The sequence below is a fragment of the Streptomyces sp. NPDC001514 genome (genome assembly GCF_053597075.1).
The window spans coordinates 1-20,582 of record NZ_JBSFHO010000007.1; the positions used below are offsets into that span (position 1 = coordinate 1).

Here is a 20,582-nt window from a genome sequence, read left to right on the forward strand (position 1 = left end):
ACCCCGAAGGGCTTCATCGTTCGACTTGCATGTGTTAAGCACGCCGCCAGCGTTCGTCCTGAGCCAGGATCAAACTCTCCGTGAATGTTTTCCCGTAATCGGGAGAGACACCACGAGAGCGGTGCGACCAGGAGGAATAATCCCGGTCGCACACAGCGTCCTCGCTGTGTATTGCCACCCCGCAAGCGGGATGGACTTTCAAAGGAACCTCATCTCCATGATGGAGACGGGGTATCAACTAATCTGGCGTTGATTTTTGGCACGCTGTTGAGTTCTCAAGGAACGGACGCTTCCTTCGTACTCACCCTCTCGGGCTTTCCTCCGGGCGCTTCCCTTCGGTGTTTCCAACCTTACCAGATTCATTTTCCGTTCCGTTCCCGGTTCGGATTCTGATTCCGGTGGCCGTTGGAGGGCCTTTTGCCTTTCGGCGTGTTCACTACGTTAGCCGATTCTCCCGGTGACTCATAATCGAGCCGATCAGGTTGAATTTCGGCATGCCGAAATCCCACCCGGTTTGGGTTGGTCGTAGGTAGTGGATGGCCACTTCGGGGGCTGTAGAACAGCAGTCCCTGTACAAGCGGCTCGGGCTACGTTAGGCGTCTCGATACCCCGAGTCAAGTTGACCTGCGGCGTGGCACGTGAGGCCGATAGGGGCTCACGGTGGGGTCGTCGGTGATCCAGTAGCGCCAGGGGTGGCCGGCTCCCTCGCCGGCCACTCCCGTGCGCGGGCCGTTGCGAACCTGGTCAGAGGTGACAGGCGCGCCGGCGAGGATGCGCAGAGGGGCGCCGGGGCCTGCGCAGACGTCGGTGCCGTCGAGAGTGCGGTCGATGTCGAGGGCCGTGGCCAGGCGGGCCGGGCCTTTGGCCAGTTCCTTGTCATTTCGGGCTGAGATTCGACGTTTGCGGGCGAGCTCGGTGCCCACTCGGATCTCGCCCGCGCGCAGCAGGACCCCGCTGGCCGTGCCCTCGGGGCCGCACACGAGATTCAGGCAGTGCCACATGCCGTAGGTGAAGTAGACGTAGGCGTGTCCGGGCGGGCCGAACATCACTCCGTTGCGGGCGGTGCGGCCGCGGTAGGCGTGGGAGCCCGGGTCGGCTTCGCCCGCGTATGCCTCCACCTCGGTGAGCCGGAGTTCGACGAGGCCGTCGTCGTTCTGGCGCACCAGCGTGCGGCCGAGGAGGTCCGGGGCGACCTCGAGGACGGGCCGGTCGAAGAAGTCCCGGGGCAGCGGCGTACGGTCGGGGCTCTCGATCATGGCGTACGAGGGTACTCGCCCCCTCGGGGGAACCGGCTACCGTCGTCGCGCGTATGTAGGGGTCAGGACACAGGAGGGATTGAACATGGGCTTCAAGAGGCTGCTCGCGAGCTTGGGTGCCGGCGGTGCGTCCGTCGAGACGGAGCTGACCGAGGCGAACGTCGTTCCGGGCGGCGTCGTGCAGGGCGAGGTGCGGATCCAGGGCGGTTCGGTCGATCAGCAGATCGAGGGGCTGTCGGTCGGTCTGCAGGCACGCGTCGAGGTCGAGGGTGGTGACCAGGAGGTCAAGCAGGACATCGAGTTCACCAAGCAGCGTCTCGGCGGCGCCTTCGAGGTGAAGGCCGGCGCTGTGCATGTGGTGCCGTTCGGTCTGGAGATCCCCTGGGAGACGCCGATCACCAGCATCGCGGGCCAGCAGCTTCACGGGATGAACATCGGTGTGACGACCGAGCTGGAGATCGCGCGTGCCGTGGACTCGGGTGACCTTGACCCGATCAATGTGCACCCGCTGCCCGCTCAGCAGGCGATTCTCGACGCGTTCATCCAGCTGGGCTTCCGTTTCAAGAGCGCCGACATGGAGCGCGGGCACATTCGCGGGACGCGGCAGCGGCTGCCCTTCTACCAGGAGATCGAGTTCCTGCCGCCGGCGCAGTACCGGGGGCTGAACCAGGTCGAGCTCACGTTCGTCGCCGACAGCCGGGAGATGGACGTCGTACTGGAGATGGACAAGAAGCCCGGGCTGTTCAGCGAGGGCAGCGACTCGTACCGCTCGTTCCAGGTGGACCTGCACAACTTCCAGGCGACGGATTACGCCGCCTACCTCAACCAGTGGCTCGCGGATGTCGGCGGCCGTCGTAACTGGCTCTAGGCTCGGTGCCGCAAGCGCGTAAGCGCAGGAACGCCGATTCGGAGGTTCAGACGTGACCGAGGCGAAGAGGGCTCCGCTGCCTCATGACTTCCATCCGCCGGTGCCGTCGTTCACGGTGGCGAGCGCCGACATCGAGCCCGGCGGTGTCCTGAAGGACGCCCAGGTCTACTCGGCCGGCAACACGTCGCCGCAGCTGAGCTGGGAGGGCTTCCCGACGGAGACGAAGAGCTTCGCGGTGACGTGCTTCGACCCGGACGCGCCGACAGGGAGCGGGTTCTGGCACTGGGTGCTGTTCGACATTCCGGCGTCGGTGACGGAGCTTCCGGCGGGCGCGGGCAGCGGGAAGTTCGAGGGGCTGCCCAAGGGCGCGGTGCATGTCCGTAACGACTACGGGTCGAAGGACTTCGGCGGTGCTGCGCCGCCGAAGGGCGACGGGCCGCACCGCTACGTCTTCACCGTGTACGCGGTGGACCACGAGAAGCTGGGGCCCGGTGACGATGTGTCGCCTGCGGTCGTGGGCTTCAATCTGCGGTTCCATGCGCTCGCGCGGGCCCAGCTCATCGGGGAGTACGAGAACCGCGGGTAGCTTTCCGAGGGTTCGCTTGTTGTTTGCCCGCTCCTGGTCTTGGAGAGATCAGGAGCGGGCATCTTTCGTTGTGCGCGGATATTGCGTTGTCCATCGCGGCGTGCCCGGCCAGAGTTGATCCAAGCCCAGAGCCCGCCACAAGGGCCGGGCCGGCACACGGGAGGTGGGGCACAATGCGGGACACGCTGGTACTCAACGCGAGCTTCGAGCCGCTGTCGACGGTGACGCTCAACCGTGCGGTGGTGCTTGTGTTGCAGGACAAGGCCGTCGTCGAGCAGTCCCACCCCGAGCTGCGTGTGCGCGGTGCCGCGGTGGATCTTCCGGTGCCCCGGGTGATCAGGCTCTGCAGATACGTACGGGTGCCGTTCCGAAGACAGGCGCCGTGGTCGAGGCGGGGGGTCCTGGTACGGGACCAGCACCGGTGCGCGTACTGCGGGAGGCGCGCGACGACTGTGGACCACGTGGTGCCGCGGTCGCAGGGTGGTGCGGACAGCTGGCTGAACACGGTCGCGTCCTGTGCCGAGGACAATCACCGCAAGGCGGACCGTACGCCGGAGCAGGCGGGGATGCCGCTGCTGCACGAGCCGTTCGTGCCGACCCCGGCGGACGCGATGCTGCTGGCACTGCGGGCGGGTGAGCGGTCGGCGCTGCCGGAGTGGCTGGCACAGCACAGCTCGTCGTCGGTCGCGCAGTCCGCGGCGTAGCCCGACCGCGCGGTCGTACGGAAGACGGAAGCCCGCCTCCTTCGGGAGGCGGGCTTCCGTGTGCCCGCGGCGGGTGGTGTTGTCAGCGCAGCGCCAGCTGGACGATGGCGGCCGTGCCCACGATGACGATCACGGTCCGCAGCACCGTGGGCGGAAGCCTGCGGCCGATCTTGGCGCCGATCTGGCCGCCGATGGCGGAGCCGACAGCAATCAGCAGGACCGCGTTCCAGTCGAAGTCTGCGACGAAGAGGAAGAAGAGCGCGGCGATGCCGTTGACGATCGCTGCGAGGACGTTCTTGGCGGCGTTGAGGCGATGCAGGGTGTCGTGGAGCAGCATGCCCATGAGGGAGAGGTAGATGATCCCCTGAGCGGCGGTGAAGTATCCGCCGTAGACGCTGGCGAGCATGATGGCGGCGAAGAGGAGCGGTCCGCCGTCGGGGTGGGGGTCTTCGGAGCCGTTGCGCTCACGTCGGCGCTGGACGGCCCGGGTGATGCGGGGTTGCAGGACCACGAGTACGAGGGCGAGCGCGACCAGGACGGGGACGACGGTCTCGAAGGCCGTCGAGGGCAGCAGGAGCAGCAGCATCGCGCCGCCGAGGCCGCCGATGAGGGCGGCGGTGCCGAGGCGGAGGATGCGGCGGCGCTGGCCGGTGAGCTCCTCGCGGTAGCCGATGGCTCCGCTGATCGATCCCGGTATCAGGCCCAGGGCGTTCGAGACGGTCGCGGTGACCGGGGGCAGGCCGGTGGCCAGCAGGACGGGAAAGGTGATGAGGGTTCCCGAGCCGACGATGCTGTTGATCGTGCCCGCTGCTGTACCGGCGGCGAAGACCGCGAGCACTTCCCAGATGGACAAAGCCATCTCCTCACATGATCAGGGTGTCGCCTCCCCGCCGTGAAGGTCGAGGGGCTCCACCGATCATGCACGACCGCACGTATCCGCCGGTCGAGGGGGGTGCGTCGGTGGGGAGGGGTGGTGTCAGTCGATGGGGGGCTGCTCGCGTCGTTCGGTGCCGCTGCCCTGCTGCGGGATGGTGTGGCCCCCGCTCCCGTTGCCCCCGTTGCCGCCCTTGTTGCCGCCGATGTTGCCGCCGAGCGGGCCGCCGCCGAAGTTGCCGAGGGCGCCGGAGAGGCCCTTGAGCGCGTCGCCGATCTCGCTGGGCACGATCCAGAGCTTGTTGGCGTCTCCCTCGGCGATCTTCGGGAGCATCTGGAGGTACTGGTACGAGAGCAGCTTCTGGTCGGGGTCTCCGGCGTGGATGGACTCGAAGACCGTACGGATCGCCTGGGCCTCGCCCTCGGCGCGTAGGGCGGCGGCCTTGGCCTCACCTTCGGCGCGCAGGATCGCGGACTGCTTCTCACCCTCGGCGGTGAGGATCTGCGACTGGCGGATACCTTCCGCGGTGAGGATCGCGGCGCGCTTGTCACGGTCGGCGCGCATCTGCTTCTCCATCGAGTCCTGGATGGAGGTCGGGGGCTCGATGGCCTTGAGCTCGACGCGGTTGACGCGGATGCCCCACTTGCCGGTGGCCTCGTCGAGGACGCCGCGCAGGGCCGCGTTGATCTCCTCGCGGGAGGTGAGCGTCCGCTCCAGGTCCATGCCACCGATGATGTTGCGCAGGGTGGTGACGGTGAGCTGCTCGATCGCCTGGATGTAGCTGGCCACTTCGTACGTCGCGGCCCGGGCATCGGTCACCTGGTAGTAGATGACGGTGTCGATGTTGACGACGAGGTTGTCCTGGGTGATCACCGGCTGGGGCGGGAACGGGACGACCTGTTCCCGGAGGTCGATCCGGTTGCGGATCGAGTCGATGAACGGGACCACGATGTTCAGGCCCGCGTTGAGCGTCCGGGTGTAGCGGCCGAAGCGTTCGACGATGGCGGCACTGGCCTGAGGGATGACCTGGATCGTCTTGATCAGGGCGATGAACACCAGGATCACCAGAATGACCAGGACGATGATGATCGATGGCATCGTGCTACCCGTGCCCTTCGCTGCCGGATGAATCTGATGATCGAGTTTCCCAGACCGCGGGCGGTCGTGGGGGCGGTTCGGTCACATGATCATGACGAGAGGTCACCTGAGGAGTGGTCACATGACCACGGCGGTCGCCCCGTCGATCTCCACGACGTCGACCTGCTCGCCGGGTTCGAAGGCCCGCTCCGTGTCGAGGGAACGCGCCGACCAGACCTCGCCGGCGAGTTTGATGCGGCCGCCGTTGCCGTCGACCCGTTCCAGGACGACGGCCTGACGGCCTCTCAGCGCGTCGACACCCGTGGCCAGTTGGGGGCGCTGGGAGCTGTGGCGTGCGGCGATGGGTCGTACGACCGCGATGAGCGCGACCGACACCACGGCGAAGACCACCACTTGCGCCACCACGCCGAAGCCGAGGCCCGCAGTGACGGCCCCGGCCACAGCTCCGACGGAGAGCATGCCGAATTCGGGCATGGCGGTGAGTACGAGCGGGATGCCGAGTCCCACCGCTGCGATGAGCCACCACACCCATGCGTCGATGTCCACATGGGCATGGTAGGGGCGCGAATGCCGCCCCGACAGGGCGCGATCAGGAGAGCGCAGGCAGCACGGTCAGGAGAGCGGGAGCCCCTGGGCCGTCCAGCGCTCGCCGTTGCGCTCGACGACGAGCGGCAGGCCGAAGCAGAGGGAGAGGTTCCGGGAGGTCAGCTCGGTCTCCATGGGGCCGGCGGCGAGCACCTTGCCCTGGCGGATCATGAGGACATGGGTGAAGCCCGGGGCGATCTCCTCGACATGGTGGGTGACCATGATCATGGAGGGCGCGTACGGGTCGCGGGCGAGGCGGCCGAGGCGGCGCACCAGGTCCTCGCGGCCGCCGAGGTCCAGCCCGGCGGCAGGCTCGTCGAGGAGGAGCAGTTCGGGGTCGGTCATCATCGCGCGGGCGATGAGGGTGCGCTTGCGCTCGCCCTCGGAGAGGGTGCCGAACTTGCGGTCCAGGTATTCCGACATGCCGAGCCGGTCGAGGAAGGCGCGGGCGCGCTCCTCGTCGACGGCGTCGTAGTCCTCGTGCCAGGTGGCGGTCATGCCGTACGCGGCGGTGAGGACGGTCTGCAGGACGGTCTGGCGCTTGGGCAGCTTCTCGGCCATGGCGATGCCGGCCATGCCGATGCGGGGGCGGAGCTCGAAGACGTCGACCTTGCCGAGCCGGTCGCCGAGGACGGTGGCGGCGCCGGTGGTGGGGAAGAGATAGCTGGAGGCGATGTTGAGGAGGGTGGTCTTGCCGGCGCCGTTGGGGCCGAGGATCACCCAGCGCTCGCCTTCCTTGACCGACCAGGAGACGTCGTCCACCAGAGCGCGTCCGTCGCGGACCACGGATACGTCCACCAGCTCCAGTACATCGCTCATGAGCGCGTTGTCTCCCCATGCAATCGTCGAGAGGTCTCGAGAAGTCCCGGGAGTCCGGTGCGCCTGTGGGCGTGGCTCCCAGGGAAAACCTACGCCACCTGCCGGGTGGGCCGACGGCCTGGTCCGGTACCTAGGCTGGGTCCATGCTCTCGGAACCACGCTCAGGACGACTGGCCGCATGGGGAAATGCCCTATTGGCCGGATTTGTATCACCGGATGACGCGGTGCTCGCGATTGTCGGGGACGACGCGGTGCACCGTGTGGAGGGGCTGCCGGGCGAGGCGGGCCCGGTCGGGCTCACGCTGGCGCTGGGGCGGCTGCGCGGGCTCGGCATGAACGGCTTCCGCGTCGCACTGCCCGCGCCGGGGCATCCGCTGGGTCTCAGCGGGCCGCCCGACTTCAATGCGCGGGCGCTGGACGCAGAGGAGGCGGTCGTCGGCCACGGGGCGGCGTACGGGCTGGTGCCGGAGGTGTACGAGGCAGGACCGGCCGGCGATGTGCATGTGGAGGTCGTCTGGCACTGTCTGCCGGTGCGGGAGGCGCCGCCCGCCGATGTGCCGTCGCTCGGGGAGGCGGAGCGGGAGCTCGCGGAGGCGCTGCGGGAGGCGACGGTGGTGCTGTCGCGGCTCGATGTGGCGGCGTCGGGTCCGGTGGCGGAGGCCGCGCTGGACGCGTACCGTGCGCGCGCTCATGCGGGCCGCGAGGTGCTGGCGCCCGGGTATCCGCCGCGTGCGGTGCGGGTGCTGGAGCTGGCGCAGCGGATCGGACTGCTGATCTCGCTGGCGTACGACCACGGGCACGGCGGTGCGGTGAGCGCATCGGAGATGGCGGCGCGGGGGGCTGCACTGCGGCCGGTGGAGCGGGTGGCCCGGCGGGCCCAGGTCGCGGCGTACAACGCGTATGTGGAAGAGCTGGAACGCCGACGGCCGTAACCGGACCCGCCGGCCCGTACGCCGGACGGAGTCCGGCACAGCGCCCCGAAGCCCGCGAGGCGCCCCCGGCGCCGAACGGTGCGAGGGGCGCGTCGAGAAAAGGGCTGGCGGCGCGGGGGGCTGCACTGCGGCCGGTGGAACGGGTGGCCCGGCGGGCCCAGGTCGCGGCGTACAACGCGTACATGGAAGAGCTGGAACGCCGACGGCCGTAACCGGACCCGCCGGCCCGTACGCCGGGCGCGTCGAGAGCGGGACCGCGACCGGACCCCGGGCGATGCCCGGGGTCCGGTGGTCACTGCGATGCGGCGGGGACCGCCGGCGGCCGGCTCAGAAGTTGATGCCCTCGTTGCCGAACGCGGGGTTGAGCGCGCCGATGACGTTGACGGTGTTGCCCACGGCGTTGACCGGGACGTGGACCGGGACCTGGACCAGGTTGCCGGAGCCGACGCCCGGGGAGTGGGTCGCCTGACCGTCGGCGTGCGCGGAGGTGGCGGACGCAACACCGGCACCGGCGGCGATGAGGCCACCGGCGACCATGGTGACGGCAACGGCCTTCTTCAGGTTCTTCACTTCAGATCCTCCTGGTCATCGCCGCGGCGGGGTCGCCGCAGCACGCCATGAAGAACGCCGGCGCGCCGCCCGGGATACGCCATGTGGGCGACATACACCCGACGGTATGAATCTCACACCGGAAGGCGACGGTCCGCATGGCTGCCCCGTTGACCTGCTGAAACGATCCGATCAGCGGGTGAGCCCATGGCGCACGGCCCACAGCGCGGCTTGGGTGCGGTCCGCCAGATCCAGCTTCATCAGAATGTTCGACACATGCGTCTTCACCGTCTTCTCGGAGAGAACCAGGGCGCGCGCGATCTCGCGGTTGGACCGGCCGTCGGCGATCAGGCCGAGCACCTCGCGCTCCCGCTCGGTGAGTGAGGTCCCCCTCCCCTGCCCGGTGTTCGGATCGTCCTGGGCGAGCAGCGCTCCCGCGACCTCGGGCTGGAGCAGCACATGGCCCGCGTGCACGGAGCGGATCGCGCCGGCCAGCGCATCCGGGTCCACGTCCTTGTACACGTAACCGGACGCGCCGGCGCGCAGGGCGGGGACCACGGTGCGCTGCTCGGTGAAGCTCGTGACCACCAGCACCTTCGCCGGGTTGGCGAGCGCGCGGAGTTTACGCAGGGCCTCGATGCCGTCGGTGCCGGGCATCTTCACGTCCATGAGGACGACGTCGGGCTTCAGCTCCTCGGCGCGCGCGACGCCCTCGTCGCCGTCCCCGGCCTCCCCCACGACCTCTATGTCGTCCTGTACCTCGAGGAACGTACGCAGGCCGCGGCGGACGACCTGATGGTCGTCCACCAGCAGCACCCGGATCGCCTTGTCACCCACCGGGCACCTCCATCTCGATCGTGGTGCCCTTGCCGGGCGCCGATTCCACCGTGAGTGTGCCGCCGACACCGCTCGCCCGGTCGCGCATGGAGACGAGACCGAGGTGACGGCCCGCCCTGCGGACCGAGCGGGGCTCGAAGCCCTTGCCGTCGTCCGTGATGCTGAGGACCGCGCCCTGGCCCCTGCGGGCCAGGCTGACCGCGACGAGCTCCGCGCCCGAGTGGCGCAGGGCATTGTGCAGGGCCTCCTGGGCGACCCGCAGGAGGGCCTCCTCCTGGGCGGCGGGCAGTGCCCGGACCCCGCAGCTGTCGAAGGTGACCCGGGCGGTGTGGGCGCGGTCGAGGACCTGTATCTGCGTACGAAGCGTGTTGACCAGGCCGTCCTCGTCGAGGGCCGCGGGGCGCAGCTCGACCACCGCTGCCCGCAGCTCGTCGGCGGCCTCGGCGGCGAGGGCGGCGACCTGCTGCAGCTCGCCCTTGGCGCGGACGGGGTCGCGGTCCACGAGCCTGGCTGCGGCCTGCGCGGTCAGCCGGAGCGAGAAGAGCTTCTGGCTGACGGCGTCGTGGAGCTCGTGGGCGAGGCGCGAGCGCTCCTCGGCGATGGTGAGCTCGCGGCTGCGCTCGTACAGCCGGGCGTTGGTGAGGGCGATCGCGGCGTGCTGGGCGAGGATCGACAGGAGCTCCTCGTCGTCCTCGGTGAAGCCGCAGCTGTCTCCGCGGGAAGAGGGGGGCCTGGGGCACCGCTTGTTGGCGAGGAACAGCGCGCCGATCGTCTCGTCGCCGTCCTTGATGGGCAGGCCCAGGAAGTCGGACATGTCGGGGTGGGCGGAGGGCCATCCCTCGAAGCGGGGGTCCTTGCGCACGTCGGCGAGCCGCTCGGGCTTGGCGTCCCTGAGCATCGCGGCCAGGATGCCGTGCTGGCGCGGGAGCGGGCCGATCGCCCGCCACTGCTCGTCGCTGACGCCGTCGACGACGAACTGGGCGAAGCCTCCGTGGTCGTCGGGCACGCCCAGTGCCGCGTACTCGGCGTCGAGCAGCTCGCGGGCCGAGGCGACGATCGTCTTGAGGACGTCGCGCACCTCGAGATGCCTGCTCATCGCGAGGAGAGCGGTGCTCACGGCGGCGAGGCCGGAGCTCGGTCGGTGGCTCATGGGATCACCGTACCGGCGGGTGTGACCGTGCGTATCGGGCTGTGGACGGCGGCTGATCAGGACCTGGGGCCTAGGTCGAAGTGCCCTGGCCGGTACGGGCCCGGGGACGACGCGGCCGGCCGGGGCCGGGATCCACTCTGGGGGCACCGATACAGAGGGGATGGATGACATGCCTGTCGCGATCATCACGGGGGCGTCGAAAGGGCTCGGGCGTGCGCTGGGTGCGGCGCTCGCGGAGCGGGGCTGGGATCTGGTGCTGGACGCGCGGACGGCGACCGTACTGGAGGAGACCGCGGGCGAGCTGAAGCGGTTCGGGACGCGGGTGGTGGCGGTGCCCGGGGATGTCACGGACGCCGGGCACCGCGCGGAGCTGGTCGCCGAGGCCAGGCGGCTCGGCGGGCTCGATCTGCTGGTGAGCAATGCGAGCGTGCTGGGCGCAGCGCCTCTGGTGCGGCTCGACGCGCAGCCGCTGGACGGGTTCCGGGCGGCGCTGGAGGTGAATGTGGTGGCCGCGTTGGGGCTCGTGCAGGAGGCTCTGCCACTGCTCCGGGCGAGCGGGGCTCCGGCGGTGATCGCGCTCAGTTCGGACGCGGCGGCCGAGGCGTACGAGACCTGGGGCGGGTACGGGGCGTCGAAGGCCGCGCTCGACCAGCTCGCCGCGGTCCTCGCGGTCGAGGAGCCCGCGCTGCGGGTGTGGGCGGTGGACCCGGGCGACATGCGCACCGATCTGTACGCGGCGGCCGTGCCGGTCGACGACGACAGCGGGCGGCCCGCGCCCGAGACGGTCGTACCCGGGTTCCTGCGGCTCCTCGACGAGCGGCCTGCCAGTGGGCGGTATGCGGCTCCTTCGCTGCTGGGGGCGCGATGAGGGTGCTGGAGGCGCTGCGGGTGCCGGATGAGCTGTCGGCGCGGGTGCCGGCGGAGCAGCGCGGGTGCGGGCGGGACGACGTACGGCTCATGGTGTCGCGCGGGACGGAGGTGTCGCACCACACGTTCCGGGAGCTGCCGGGGTTGCTGCGGGCCGGTGACGTGCTGGTGGTGAACACGTCGGCGACGCTGGCCGCCGCCGTGAACGGACGGCTGGGCGCGGAACGGCTGGTCGTCCACTTCTCCACGCGAGGGGACGACGGCCGCTGGGCGGTGGAGCTGCGCTCGCCGGACGGGGCGGGGAGCACGCTGCCGAGGGCGGGTGGCCCGGCGGGGGCGCAGATCCGGCTGCCGGGCGGCGGGCTGCTCGTACCGGAGGAGCCGCTGGTGCCCGGCGCGGACCGGCTGTGGTGGGCCAGGGCGTCGGTCGACATACCGGCACTGATGAAGAGGTACGGCAGGCCCATCCGCTACCGCTACACCGAGCGGGACCAGCCGCTGTCCGCGTACCGGACGGTGTTCGCGGTGCCCGCTGCGGACGGGGCCGGTTCGGCCGAGATGCCGAGTGCCGCCCGTCCCTTCACCGAGCGGCTGGTGGCGGAGCTGGTGCGCCGGGGGGTGCAGTTCGCCCCGGTCACGCTGCACACGGGGGTGGCGTCGGCGGAGGCGCACGAGCCGCCGTACCCGGAGCGCTTCGTGGTGCCCGCGACCACGGCGTGGCTGGTGAACGCCGCCCGGGCGGGCGGCGGGAGGATCATCGCGGTCGGGACGACGGCGGTACGGGCGCTGGAGTCGGCCGCCGGCCCCGACGGGGTCGTGCAGGCGGCCTCCGGCTGGACCGATCTCGTCGTCACGCCCGGACGCGGGGTGCGGGCGGTGGACGGCCTGCTGACCGGGCTGCATGAACCGGAGGCCTCGCATCTGCTGATGCTGGAGGCGATCTCCGGACGCGAGGCTCTGGCAGGCAGTTATGCCGAGGCGCTACGCCGTCTCTACCTCTGGCACGAGTTCGGGGACGTCCACCTCATCCTTCCGTCTGACACCCCTCACGCTTTGCAATGAGGAATCAACGCCCGGTGAAGTCGTGACGTGCCCGATGTGAGCCCGCGCATAGGGCGCACATCACTTACGAACGGACCTAGTGGAACCAAATAGGACACATAAGCACCACGTGAGCGGGCGACAGGGGCATTTTCCGGGCATCCCGGGAAGCCCCTGATCCACTATTTCGGGTAGTACGTCACACCTTTGCCACAGGATTTTGCTGCCGCTAAGAATTGCGTCCGTCGCCGCCGAGAAGGCGCTGAGCCACCCGGCTGTAGCGACGCCCCGCTATTCGAAGAGGTACGTCTCGCATGTTCGCGTCCCGCACCCCCGGTTCCCGTCTGTCCAAGACTCACAAGTTCACGATTGCCGGTGTGGCCGCCGTTGGCGCCTCCGCCCTCGCGTTCTCCCTCGTCCCGGGCAATGCGGTCGCGGAGACCGAGACGCAGGCCGTGTCATCGGCGAATGTCGCCTGGTCCTCCAGCGTCGACACGGCGAAGGCCGCCGCCCTTCAGGCGAGCATCGCGAACCAGTCCGCCTTCCTCGACGCCAAGGCCCAGGAGGCCAAGGTCAAGGCCGACGCCGCCGCCGCGCTGAAGGCCAAGGCCGAGGCCCAGGCCCAGGCCCAGGCCGCCGCCAAGGCCAAGGCCGCCGCTGCCGCCAAGGCCAAGGCCGAGGCCGCCGCGAAGCAGCGCGCCGAGGTGAAGGCCGCCGCCAGCCGCGCCGCCGCCCGTAAGCCCGTCTACGCGAACAACCTGGACGGCTGGATCCGCGAGGCGATGGACATCATGAAGAAGCACAACATCCCGGGCACCTACGAGGGCATCCACCGCAACATCATGCGTGAGTCCTCCGGTAACCCGCGTGCGATCAACAACTGGGACATCAACGCCATCAACGGCGTCCCGTCGAAGGGCCTGCTGCAGGTCATCAAGCCGACCTTCGACGCCTACCACATCCCCGGCACCTCCTGGGACCAGTACGACCCGGTCGCCAACATCGTCGCCGCCTGCAACTACGCGGCCGACCGCTACGGCTCCATGGACAACGTCAACAGCGCCTACTGACGGACGCTGTACCGGCGCCGTACGGCCGTACGTACCGCCGCTGGACGCACATGCCGAAGGGCGGCACCCCGCACGGGGTGCCGCCCTTCGGCGTCGTACGACCGCGGGTGCGGCTACTTGCGCATGACCTCGGGCTCGTGGCGGCGCAGCAGACGCGCCACCGCGACACCACAGGCGATGCCGATGAGCAGCAGGATCGTGATGTTGACGCCCCACTGGCCGGCCGTGTGCTCCCACAGCGGGTCGAGGTCGTCGGGGTTCTTCGGGTCCCACGGCGGCATCAGGTGCGCGAGGTCGAGGGTCGCGCCGGCGCCGGCGATGGCCCAGCGCGACGGCATCAGCCAGGCGAACTGCTCCAGGCCGGGCGATCCGTACACCTGGAAGAGGATGCCGGTGAAGACGACCTGGACGATCGCGAACATGACGAGCAGCGGCATGGTCTTCTCGGCGGTCTTGACCAGCGAGGAGATGACGAGCCCGAACATCATCGACGTGAAGCCCAGCGCGATGATCGTGACGCAGAGCTCGACGGCCGGCGGCATGATCAGGCCCTCTTCGGGCAGCTCACGGGTGGCGAAGCCGATGGCGCAGATGATGACGCCCTGGAGGGCCGTGATCAGGCCGAGGACGATCACCTTGGACATCAGATACGCCGAGCGGGACAGGCCGGTGGCCCGCTCGCGTTCGTAGATGACTCGTTCCTTGATCAGTTCTCGTACGGAGTTTGCGGCCCCCGAGAAGCACATGCCGACCGCGAGAATCAGCATGATCGTGCCGGCGTCGCCGTTGAAGCGTGACGGCGGAGTCGGCGGGGCGAGGCCGAAGTCTGCGGGAATGACCACGCTGACCACGCCGAGAACGGCGGGCAGGATGACCATCAGACCCATGAAGCCCTTGTCGGACGCGATGACCGAGGCGTAACGGCGTATCAGCGTCCACAGCTGGGAACCCCAGCCCTGCGGCTTCGGCGGCTTGGCCATCGCCTGCGGCGGCATCTGCACCGGCTGGGCGGCGACGGCGTCGATGTCCGCGGCGTACATCTGGTAGTGCTGCGAGCCCTTCCAACGGCCCGCCCAGTCGTAGTCGCGGTAGTTCTCGAAGGCGGAGAAGACATCGGCCCAGGTTTCGTAGCCGAAGAAGTTGAGCGCCTCCTCCGGCGGGCCGAAGTAGGCCACCGAGCCGCCGGGGGCCATGACCAGCAGCTTGTCGCAGAGCCCCAGCTCGGCGACGGAGTGGGTGACGACGAGGACCGTACGGCCGTCGTCGGCGAGGCCGCGCAGCAGCTGCATGACATCGCGGTCCATGCCCGGGTCGAGGCCGGAGGTCGGCTCGTCGAGGAAGATCAGCGACGGCTTGGTCAGCAGCTCCAGGGCGACGGAGACGCGCTTGCGCTGGCCACCGGAGAGGGAGGTGACCTTCTTCTCCTTGTGGATGTCGAGCTTGAGCTCGCGCAGCACCTCGTCGATACGGGCCTCGCGCTCGGCCGGTGCGGTGTCGCCGGGGAAGCGGAGCTTCGCCGCATACCTGAGCGCCTTCTGGACGGTCAGCTCCTTGTGCAGGATGTCGTCCTGCGGGACCAGACCGATGCGCTGGCGCAGCTCGGCGAACTGCTTGTAGAGGCTGCGGTTGTCGTAGAGGACGTCGCCCTGGTCGGCGGGCCGGTAGCCGGTGAGCGCCTTGAGGAGCGTCGACTTCCCGGATCCGGACGGCCCGATCACGCCGATCAGCGACTTCTCCGGGACGCCGAAGGAGACGTCCTTGAGGATCTGCTTGCCGCCGTCGACCGTCACCGTGAGGTGGCGGGCGGAGAAGGAGACCTCACCGGTGTCGACGAACTCCTCGAGCTGTCCGCCGACGATACGGAAGGTCGAGTGACCGACGCCGACGATGTCGTTGGGGCCGAGGAGGGCCGTGCCGCCCTTGGTGATCGGCTGACCGTTGACGTACGTGCCGTTGTGGGAACCGAGGTCGCGGATCTCGAAACGGCCGTCGGGAGTCGCGTGGAACTCGGCGTGGTGGCGGGAGACCTGCAGGTCGGAGACCACGAGCTCGTTCTCGAGCGCACGACCGATGCGCATGACGCGGCCGAGGGAGAACTGGTGGAAGGTGGTCGGGCTGCGGTCGCCGTAGACCGGCGGGGCCCCCGCGGCACCACCCTGGACCGGGGAGTGCTGCCCCGGGGAGTGCTGCTGCGGGATGTGCGCGGCCGGGGGCTGCTGCCAGCCCTGCTGCGGAACCTGCGGCTGCGCCTGGCCCTGGCCGTGGCCCTGCGGGGCCTGCTGCTGCCACTGCTGCGGCTGCTGGGCCGGGGCCTGCGCGCCGGCGGCATCCTGCGCCTTCTGCGGGGCGGCTCCCTGGGCGCTGTACGCGCCGGCAGCGGCACCGGCACCGGCACCGGCACCGGCAGCGGCACCGGAGAGATTCAGCCGCGGGCCGTCGGTGGCGTTGCCGAGGTGCACCGCGGAGCCGGGGCCGATCTCCAGCTGATGGATCCGCTGGCCCTGCACATAGGTGCCGTTGGTGCTGCCGTGGTCCTCGATGACCCAACTCCGGCCGCCCCAGCTGATCGTGGCGTGCCGCCACGAGACCCTGGCGTCGTCGATCACCAGGTCCCCCTGCGGATCGCGTCCGAGGGTGTACGACCTGGACGGATCGAGGGTCCAGGTCCTTCCGTTCAATTCCAGTACGAGTTCAGGCACTCCATGCCCCACTAGTTGTCCCCCGAGTTACCCCCGTCGCTGGGAGTCTAGGGATGGTGAACATCGTGAGGAACTATTTCAGGCCCGGCCCCGTAACCGAAAGTCGGCCCTCCTGAAGGCGGCGTTCAGGCTTGCACGGACGTGCCGTTGACGGCGGAGAAACGCGCCCGGAGAGTGGTAAGCACCCATGAGTGCGCACGGATCAGGCACCAAGGGCACAAGTCCGTACGGATCGGGGGGTCCTGATGGCGGCGAGCGACAGCAGGGGCCTGGAACGCACGGTGCCATGGGGCGATGTGGTGTTCGCGTCGATCGCCGCGGTGAGCTGGGCGATGGCCGGGATGGCGGGTACGGCGGCGCTCGGACTGCATCTGCTGGGCGTCGATGCGAGCGGCTCGCTGGGGCCGATGACCGCGGCGGTGACCGTGCTCGCGGTCGGCGGTTCCGTCACGCCGTCGGGCGATGTGTCCGTGTTCGGTCTGGAGGGGGCGGAGGCCTCGACTGCCGTCGACTTCACGCCACTCGGGGTGGGCCTGGTCGGGGCGCTGCTGCTGTCCCACTTCTTCCTGCGGTCGCTGCGCGCGGCCGGCGCATGGGTGTCGGGTACGGAACTGGCGGCGCGGGCCGGGGTGTTGGTGGCGTTGTTCCTCGGGGTGGTCGGCGGGCTGGCCTGGGCGGGCCATGACGTCATCACGTTCGACGGCGGCGCGCTGCGGCCGGACGAGCTGCCGGGCGGGAGCGGTGGCGGCGGGAGCGGTGGGATCGAGATCCCGGGACTCGGTGACATCGGCGACATCGGCGATATCGGTGACATCGGAGGGCTGCTGCCCGACCGGCTCGGGGATCTCGTGGACGCCCGGGCATCGGTCGGATTCACCGTCGACACCGCCGACTCGCTCGCGGGGGCGCTGTTCTGGGTGCTCGGCGTGCTGCTCGTCGCGCTGCTCGCCTCGCGCCGTACGCCACTGCCGCGCGGCTGGGAGGCGGTGCACCGACTGGTACGGCCTGCGGTCTCGGCGCTGGTGACCGTGCTGCTGGTCGCCGTGGCGGCGGGCGTCGCGGCCGCGGCGTACGCGGCGATCGGCGACGAGCACCCCGGGAGGATCGGCGGCGCGGCGCTGCTCGGCGCGCCGAACGGTGCCTGGCTCGGTGTGCCCCTGGGGCTCTTCGTGCCGTGGCAGGGGAAGGCGACCGGCGAGCTGGCGAAGATGCTGCCGGACCCGCTGGACGAACTGTTGCGGGTGTCTGCGGACGAGCCGGTGACGGTCGGGCGACTGGCGGAGCTCGACGGGCGGGTGTGGCTGCTGGCCGTGGCGTGCGCGCTGATGATGCTGTGCGCCGGCGTGCTGGTGGGGGTGCGTACGCCGCTGCGGGCGGGGGTCGGGGTCGCGGCGTTCGCGGGGCGGTGCGCGGTGTCGCTGGGCGTGGTGACCGCGGTGGCTCTGCCGGTGCTGGTGGTGCTGACGGATGTATCGGCGGACGCGTCGCTCTCGGTCCTGGGGGTCGACGCGTTCGCGGGGGTGGAGCTGCACGGGCATCTCGGGCTGGCGGTCGTGCTGGGGGCGGCGTGGGGAGCGGGGGCGGGGGCCGTGGGAGCGCTGTCGGCGTACGGGGTGGGCGCGGCGGGGCGGCGGGCGGCGCCGTTCGCGCTGGGCGGGCCGAGGGTGCCGGCTCCGCCCGAGGGGCCGTACCGGCCGTCGGTGCCGTACCGCCCGCCGAACGCGGACACGAATCCGTACCTGCGGCTGCCTCCGGCGGAGGGCGGGGTGCACGGGTCGCCGACGGTGGCGGGGCCGGTGCTGCCGCCGAAGCCGCGCTCGGAGGGGCCCCGGGACAGGCCTCCTGATGAGCCACCGCCTCCGGGGACGCCGCGGGCGCGCCGCTGAACCGTCCGTCGTGTCGGGCGGGTGCGGGTCGGTGGGTGGATCGTGCCCACCCTCCCCCATAGCCCTTCGGGCATGGGAGTGACCCCATTCGCTTCGCTCGCCCCGCGGAACGACTGCCCACAAACCAGGTGTCCGGTACGCGGGACGGGGGGGCGCGTGGCACGGAGTGCCCTATACCGTGGAGGCACCATGAGCGCATCGCAGCCCCCACAGACTTCCGACGTCCCCACCCTCCTCGTCAAGATCTTCGGGAAGGACCGTCCCGGGATCACCGCCGGGCTCTTCGACACCCTCGCCGCGTACTCCGTCGACGTGGTCGATATCGAGCAGGTCGTCACGCGTGGCCGCATCACCCTGTGCGCGCTCGTCACGGAGCCGTCCGTGGGGAGCGAGGGCGAGCTGCGGGCCACCGTGCACGGCTGGGCCGAGTCGCTGAAGCTCCAGGCCGAGATCATTTCGGGCACGGGCGACAACCGCCCGCGCGGCAGTGGCCGTTCCCATGTCACCGTGCTCGGACACCCGCTGACCGCGGAGTCCACGGCGGCCATAGCGGCGCGGATCACGGGGACCGGCGGCAACATCGACCGTATCTTCCGGCTGGCGAAGTACCCGGTGACCGCGGTGGAGTTCGCGGTGTCCGGCTGTGAGACCGAGCCGCTGCGCACGGCGCTCGCCACCGAGGCGGCGGAGATCGGGGTGGACGTTGCCGTCGTGTCGGCCGGGCTGCACCGCAGGGCGCAGCGGCTGGTGGTGATGGACGTGGACTCCACCATGATCCAGGACGAGGTCATCGAGCTGTTCGCGGCGCACGCCGGCTGCGAGGACCAGGTCGCCGAGGTGACCGCGGCGGCGATGCGCGGCGAGCTGGACTTCGAGCAGTCGCTGCACGCGCGCGTGGCGCTGCTGGCGGGCCTTGACGCGTCGGTGGTGGACAAGGTGCGTGCGGAGGTACGGCTCACGCCCGGCGCCCGCACCCTGATCCGTACGCTGAAGCGGCTCGGCTATCAAGTCGGTGTCGTCTCGGGCGGGTTCACCCAGGTCACGGATGATCTCAAGGAGCGTCTCGGCCTGGACTTCGCCTCCGCCAACACGCTGGAGATCGTGGACGGGAAGCTGACCGGCCGGGTCACCGGCGAGATCGTGGACCGGGCCGGCAAGGCGCGGCTGCTGCGGCGGTTCGCGACGGAGGCGGGTGTACCGCTGTCCCAGACCGTCGCGATCGGTGACGGCGCCAACGATCTGGACATGCTCAACGCGGCGGGACTCGGCGTCGCCTTCAACGCCAAGCCGGTGGTGCGGAAGGCCGCCGACACGGCGGTCAACGTGCCCTTCCTCGACGCCGTGCTGTACCTGCTCGGGATCACCCGTGAAGAGGTCGAGGCGGCGGACGTCCACGAAAGCTGAGCCACGGCACGGGCCACCAGGCCCGGGCAACCAGCGGGCTGCCAACTGACCGGCCCCGGTGCGCGATCTGCGCACCGGGGCCGGTTCGTCTGTCGGCGCCTCCGCCGGTTCTTCCGCCGGTTCGTCCGCCGGTGCGCGGCGATCAGTCGTGCGGGGCCCAGTAGTCGAGGAGCTTGCCGACGCCGTGCTCGACGGACTTCCAGGAGCCCTCGAAGCCGACGACGGCGAACGCAGCGGTCGGGAAGCCGCCCCGGTTCATCCTGGCCAGGGTGTCGCCCTCCACCTGCCCTGCAAGGGCGTCCGCGAGAGCGTGCATACCGGGATTGTGGCCGACCAGGAGCAGGTCGGCGATGTCGTCCGGCGTCTCGTTGAGGAGCGCGATCAGGTCACCGAGCGAGGCCTCGTACAGCCGCTCCTCGTACACCGTCCGCGGGCGGTGCGGCAGCTCGTGGACGGCCAGCTTCCACGTCTCGCGGGTCCTCGTCGCGGTCGAGCACAGGGCCAGGTCGAAGGAGATGCCGGTCTCGGCGAGCTTGCGTCCGGCGACGGGGGCGTCCATGCGGCCTCTCTCGGCGAGCGGCCGCTCATGGTCGGGCACCTGGGGCCAGTCGGCCTTCGCATGGCGGAGGAGAACGATCCTTCGGGATTCAGGGGATCCGGGGCGTGTCCCCCCGGAAAACACTGCGGCGCTCATGCTCCCCAGCTTCGCATGAAACCGGCCATCGGGCGCAGGGTGTTGACGCGCATCCCCGCCAAGGATGACGTCATGGCGCTCAGGGCGCGGGTCGCCTCAGGAATCCCGTCGCAGTGGCGTAGGGAGACCATCGGGAGTCGCGTCGGGGCCGCGTCAGGAGCCGGTCAGGGTCTGTATCCGGTCCAGGAGGAAGCCGACCGAGGGGTCGCCGGTGACGCCGGTGACGGCGTGCGCCTCGCCGGAGGCGGTCATCAGGACCAGCAGCGCGGCGAAGGCGATCACCGGCAGCACGAGCGCCCACCACGGCAGCCGGACGTCCATGCCGCCCGCGGCCGGGGCGTGGGAGCGGGTGCGTGCACGGGCCGACATGGCCGCCTCCGTAGGGTCTGAAGGTGCGCTGCTCGGCTGGGCTGCCGAGGTGCTTCCAACCTACGGATCATGAGCCCGGTCTCCCATCCGGTGACCCACCCACTTCACCCTGACACCTGCCCCCTAGGGGATGGTGGTGCAGGCACCACCGTCCGCCGCGCTCACCGTGGGCGTCACGGCGCGGCGATCGAGGCGATGATGCCGATGACCACCGTGATGGCGATCATCGTGCCGAAGATGAGCAGGAGCTTCTTCTGGCCGTTCGGGGGGTTCGGGTCGAGAACAGGCATACGG

General features: G+C 70.2%; 21 protein-coding genes and 1 rRNA gene. 9 read left to right on the forward strand and 13 right to left on the reverse strand.

Going from position 1 to position 20,582, the window contains the following annotated elements; genetic code table 11:
- Together ACWCXB_RS09970 and ACWCXB_RS09975 are read right to left on the reverse strand one after the other, a co-directional pair.
- A 16S ribosomal RNA gene (locus ACWCXB_RS09970) occupies nucleotides 1-85 on the reverse strand; the annotation flags it as partial.
- A 529-nt stretch (nucleotides 86-614) separates the two neighbouring features.
- Complete coding sequence (locus tag ACWCXB_RS09975; protein ID WP_450720960.1) at nucleotides 615-1,256, reverse strand: DNA-3-methyladenine glycosylase; 642 nt, start codon at nucleotides 1,254-1,256, stop codon at nucleotides 615-617.
- A gap of 85 nt (nucleotides 1,257-1,341) precedes the next feature.
- On the opposite strand from ACWCXB_RS09975, the gene ACWCXB_RS09980 reads away from it, so the two are divergent.
- The 3 genes from ACWCXB_RS09980 to ACWCXB_RS09990 all read left to right on the forward strand — a co-directional run bounded on the left by ACWCXB_RS09980 (nucleotide 1,342) and on the right by ACWCXB_RS09990 (nucleotide 3,414).
- Nucleotides 1,342-2,124: a sporulation protein gene (locus ACWCXB_RS09980; protein WP_450720962.1), complete on the forward strand. Its 783-nt coding sequence runs from the start codon at nucleotides 1,342-1,344 to the stop codon at nucleotides 2,122-2,124.
- 52 nt (nucleotides 2,125-2,176) lie between these two features.
- Nucleotides 2,177-2,710: a YbhB/YbcL family Raf kinase inhibitor-like protein gene (locus ACWCXB_RS09985; protein ID WP_450720964.1), complete on the forward strand. Its 534-nt coding sequence runs from the start codon at nucleotides 2,177-2,179 to the stop codon at nucleotides 2,708-2,710.
- A 173-nt stretch (nucleotides 2,711-2,883) separates the two neighbouring features.
- Nucleotides 2,884-3,414, forward strand: a complete 531-nt coding sequence (locus ACWCXB_RS09990) for an HNH endonuclease (RefSeq protein ID WP_450720966.1) — start codon at nucleotides 2,884-2,886, stop codon at nucleotides 3,412-3,414.
- Nucleotides 3,415-3,496: 82 nt separating this feature from the next.
- On the opposite strand, the gene ACWCXB_RS09995 is transcribed toward ACWCXB_RS09990, so the two are convergent.
- The 4 genes from ACWCXB_RS09995 to ACWCXB_RS10010 all read right to left on the reverse strand — a co-directional run bounded on the left by ACWCXB_RS09995 (nucleotide 3,497) and on the right by ACWCXB_RS10010 (nucleotide 6,790).
- On the reverse strand, nucleotides 3,497-4,273 hold the full coding sequence (locus tag ACWCXB_RS09995; protein WP_450720968.1) for a sulfite exporter TauE/SafE family protein: 777 nt from the start codon (nucleotides 4,271-4,273) through the stop codon (nucleotides 3,497-3,499).
- A 117-nt stretch (nucleotides 4,274-4,390) separates the two neighbouring features.
- Nucleotides 4,391-5,386, reverse strand: coding sequence for an SPFH domain-containing protein (locus ACWCXB_RS10000; protein WP_450720970.1), 996 nt, complete (start codon nucleotides 5,384-5,386; stop codon nucleotides 4,391-4,393).
- A 117-nt stretch (nucleotides 5,387-5,503) separates the two neighbouring features.
- On the reverse strand, nucleotides 5,504-5,932 hold the full coding sequence (locus tag ACWCXB_RS10005) for an NfeD family protein (RefSeq protein WP_450720972.1): 429 nt from the start codon (nucleotides 5,930-5,932) through the stop codon (nucleotides 5,504-5,506).
- A 66-nt stretch (nucleotides 5,933-5,998) separates the two neighbouring features.
- Complete coding sequence (locus ACWCXB_RS10010) at nucleotides 5,999-6,790, reverse strand: ABC transporter ATP-binding protein (RefSeq protein WP_450720974.1); 792 nt, start codon at nucleotides 6,788-6,790, stop codon at nucleotides 5,999-6,001.
- A gap of 143 nt (nucleotides 6,791-6,933) precedes the next feature.
- Here ACWCXB_RS10010 and ACWCXB_RS10015 point away from each other — a divergent pair, with 143 nt between their 5' ends.
- Nucleotides 6,934-7,722 (forward strand): hypothetical protein, encoded by a 789-nt coding sequence (locus tag ACWCXB_RS10015; RefSeq protein WP_450720976.1) that lies wholly within the window; start codon nucleotides 6,934-6,936, stop codon nucleotides 7,720-7,722.
- Between the two features lie 327 nt (nucleotides 7,723-8,049).
- Here ACWCXB_RS10015 and ACWCXB_RS10020 read toward each other — a convergent pair whose 3' ends face one another.
- The 3 genes from ACWCXB_RS10020 to ACWCXB_RS10030 all read right to left on the reverse strand — a co-directional run bounded on the left by ACWCXB_RS10020 (nucleotide 8,050) and on the right by ACWCXB_RS10030 (nucleotide 10,258).
- Nucleotides 8,050-8,292 carry a chaplin gene (locus ACWCXB_RS10020; RefSeq protein ID WP_450720978.1) on the reverse strand — a complete coding sequence of 81 codons (243 nt, stop codon included), beginning with the start codon at nucleotides 8,290-8,292 and terminating at the stop codon, nucleotides 8,050-8,052.
- A 171-nt stretch (nucleotides 8,293-8,463) separates the two neighbouring features.
- Nucleotides 8,464-9,108, reverse strand: coding sequence for a response regulator (locus tag ACWCXB_RS10025; RefSeq protein ID WP_450720980.1), 645 nt, complete (start codon nucleotides 9,106-9,108; stop codon nucleotides 8,464-8,466).
- Nucleotides 9,101-10,258 (reverse strand): GAF domain-containing sensor histidine kinase, encoded by a 1,158-nt coding sequence (locus tag ACWCXB_RS10030; RefSeq protein ID WP_450720982.1) that lies wholly within the window; start codon nucleotides 10,256-10,258, stop codon nucleotides 9,101-9,103. Before ACWCXB_RS10030 ends, ACWCXB_RS10025 begins: the two co-directional genes overlap by 8 nt.
- A gap of 169 nt (nucleotides 10,259-10,427) precedes the next feature.
- Between ACWCXB_RS10030 and ACWCXB_RS10035 the strand changes: the two genes are divergently transcribed.
- The 3 genes from ACWCXB_RS10035 to ACWCXB_RS10045 all read left to right on the forward strand — a co-directional run bounded on the left by ACWCXB_RS10035 (nucleotide 10,428) and on the right by ACWCXB_RS10045 (nucleotide 13,236).
- Nucleotides 10,428-11,126: an SDR family NAD(P)-dependent oxidoreductase gene (locus ACWCXB_RS10035; RefSeq protein ID WP_450720984.1), complete on the forward strand. Its 699-nt coding sequence runs from the start codon at nucleotides 10,428-10,430 to the stop codon at nucleotides 11,124-11,126.
- On the forward strand, nucleotides 11,123-12,187 hold the full coding sequence (locus tag ACWCXB_RS10040) for an S-adenosylmethionine:tRNA ribosyltransferase-isomerase (RefSeq protein ID WP_450720986.1): 1,065 nt from the start codon (nucleotides 11,123-11,125) through the stop codon (nucleotides 12,185-12,187). The genes ACWCXB_RS10035 and ACWCXB_RS10040 overlap by 4 nt, the downstream gene beginning before the upstream one ends.
- A gap of 293 nt (nucleotides 12,188-12,480) precedes the next feature.
- A complete protein-coding gene (locus ACWCXB_RS10045) occupies nucleotides 12,481-13,236 on the forward strand; it encodes a transglycosylase SLT domain-containing protein (protein ID WP_450720988.1) in 756 nt (251 codons plus the stop codon).
- 113 nt (nucleotides 13,237-13,349) lie between these two features.
- Here the strand turns inward: ACWCXB_RS10045 and ACWCXB_RS10050 are convergent, their stop codons facing one another.
- Nucleotides 13,350-15,947, reverse strand: a complete 2,598-nt coding sequence (locus ACWCXB_RS10050) for an FHA domain-containing protein (RefSeq protein ID WP_450720990.1) — start codon at nucleotides 15,945-15,947, stop codon at nucleotides 13,350-13,352.
- 233 nt (nucleotides 15,948-16,180) lie between these two features.
- Between ACWCXB_RS10050 and ACWCXB_RS10055 the strand changes: the two genes are divergently transcribed.
- Together ACWCXB_RS10055 and serB are read left to right on the forward strand one after the other, a co-directional pair.
- Complete coding sequence (locus ACWCXB_RS10055) at nucleotides 16,181-17,821, forward strand: streptophobe family protein (RefSeq protein WP_450720992.1); 1,641 nt, start codon at nucleotides 16,181-16,183, stop codon at nucleotides 17,819-17,821.
- A 189-nt stretch (nucleotides 17,822-18,010) separates the two neighbouring features.
- On the forward strand, nucleotides 18,011-19,225 hold the full coding sequence (serB, locus tag ACWCXB_RS10060; RefSeq protein WP_450720993.1) for a phosphoserine phosphatase SerB: 1,215 nt from the start codon (nucleotides 18,011-18,013) through the stop codon (nucleotides 19,223-19,225).
- Nucleotides 19,226-19,367: 142 nt separating this feature from the next.
- Here serB and ACWCXB_RS10065 read toward each other — a convergent pair whose 3' ends face one another.
- From ACWCXB_RS10065 to ACWCXB_RS10075, 3 genes are all read right to left on the reverse strand, one after another.
- Nucleotides 19,368-19,919, reverse strand: a complete 552-nt coding sequence (locus ACWCXB_RS10065; RefSeq protein WP_450720995.1) for a SixA phosphatase family protein — start codon at nucleotides 19,917-19,919, stop codon at nucleotides 19,368-19,370.
- 153 nt (nucleotides 19,920-20,072) lie between these two features.
- On the reverse strand, nucleotides 20,073-20,288 hold the full coding sequence (locus ACWCXB_RS10070; RefSeq protein ID WP_450720997.1) for a hypothetical protein: 216 nt from the start codon (nucleotides 20,286-20,288) through the stop codon (nucleotides 20,073-20,075).
- Between the two features lie 173 nt (nucleotides 20,289-20,461).
- Nucleotides 20,462-20,578 carry an SGM_5486 family transporter-associated protein gene (locus ACWCXB_RS10075; protein WP_450720999.1) on the reverse strand — a complete coding sequence of 39 codons (117 nt, stop codon included), beginning with the start codon at nucleotides 20,576-20,578 and terminating at the stop codon, nucleotides 20,462-20,464.
- Nucleotides 20,579-20,582: the final 4 nt, after the last annotated feature.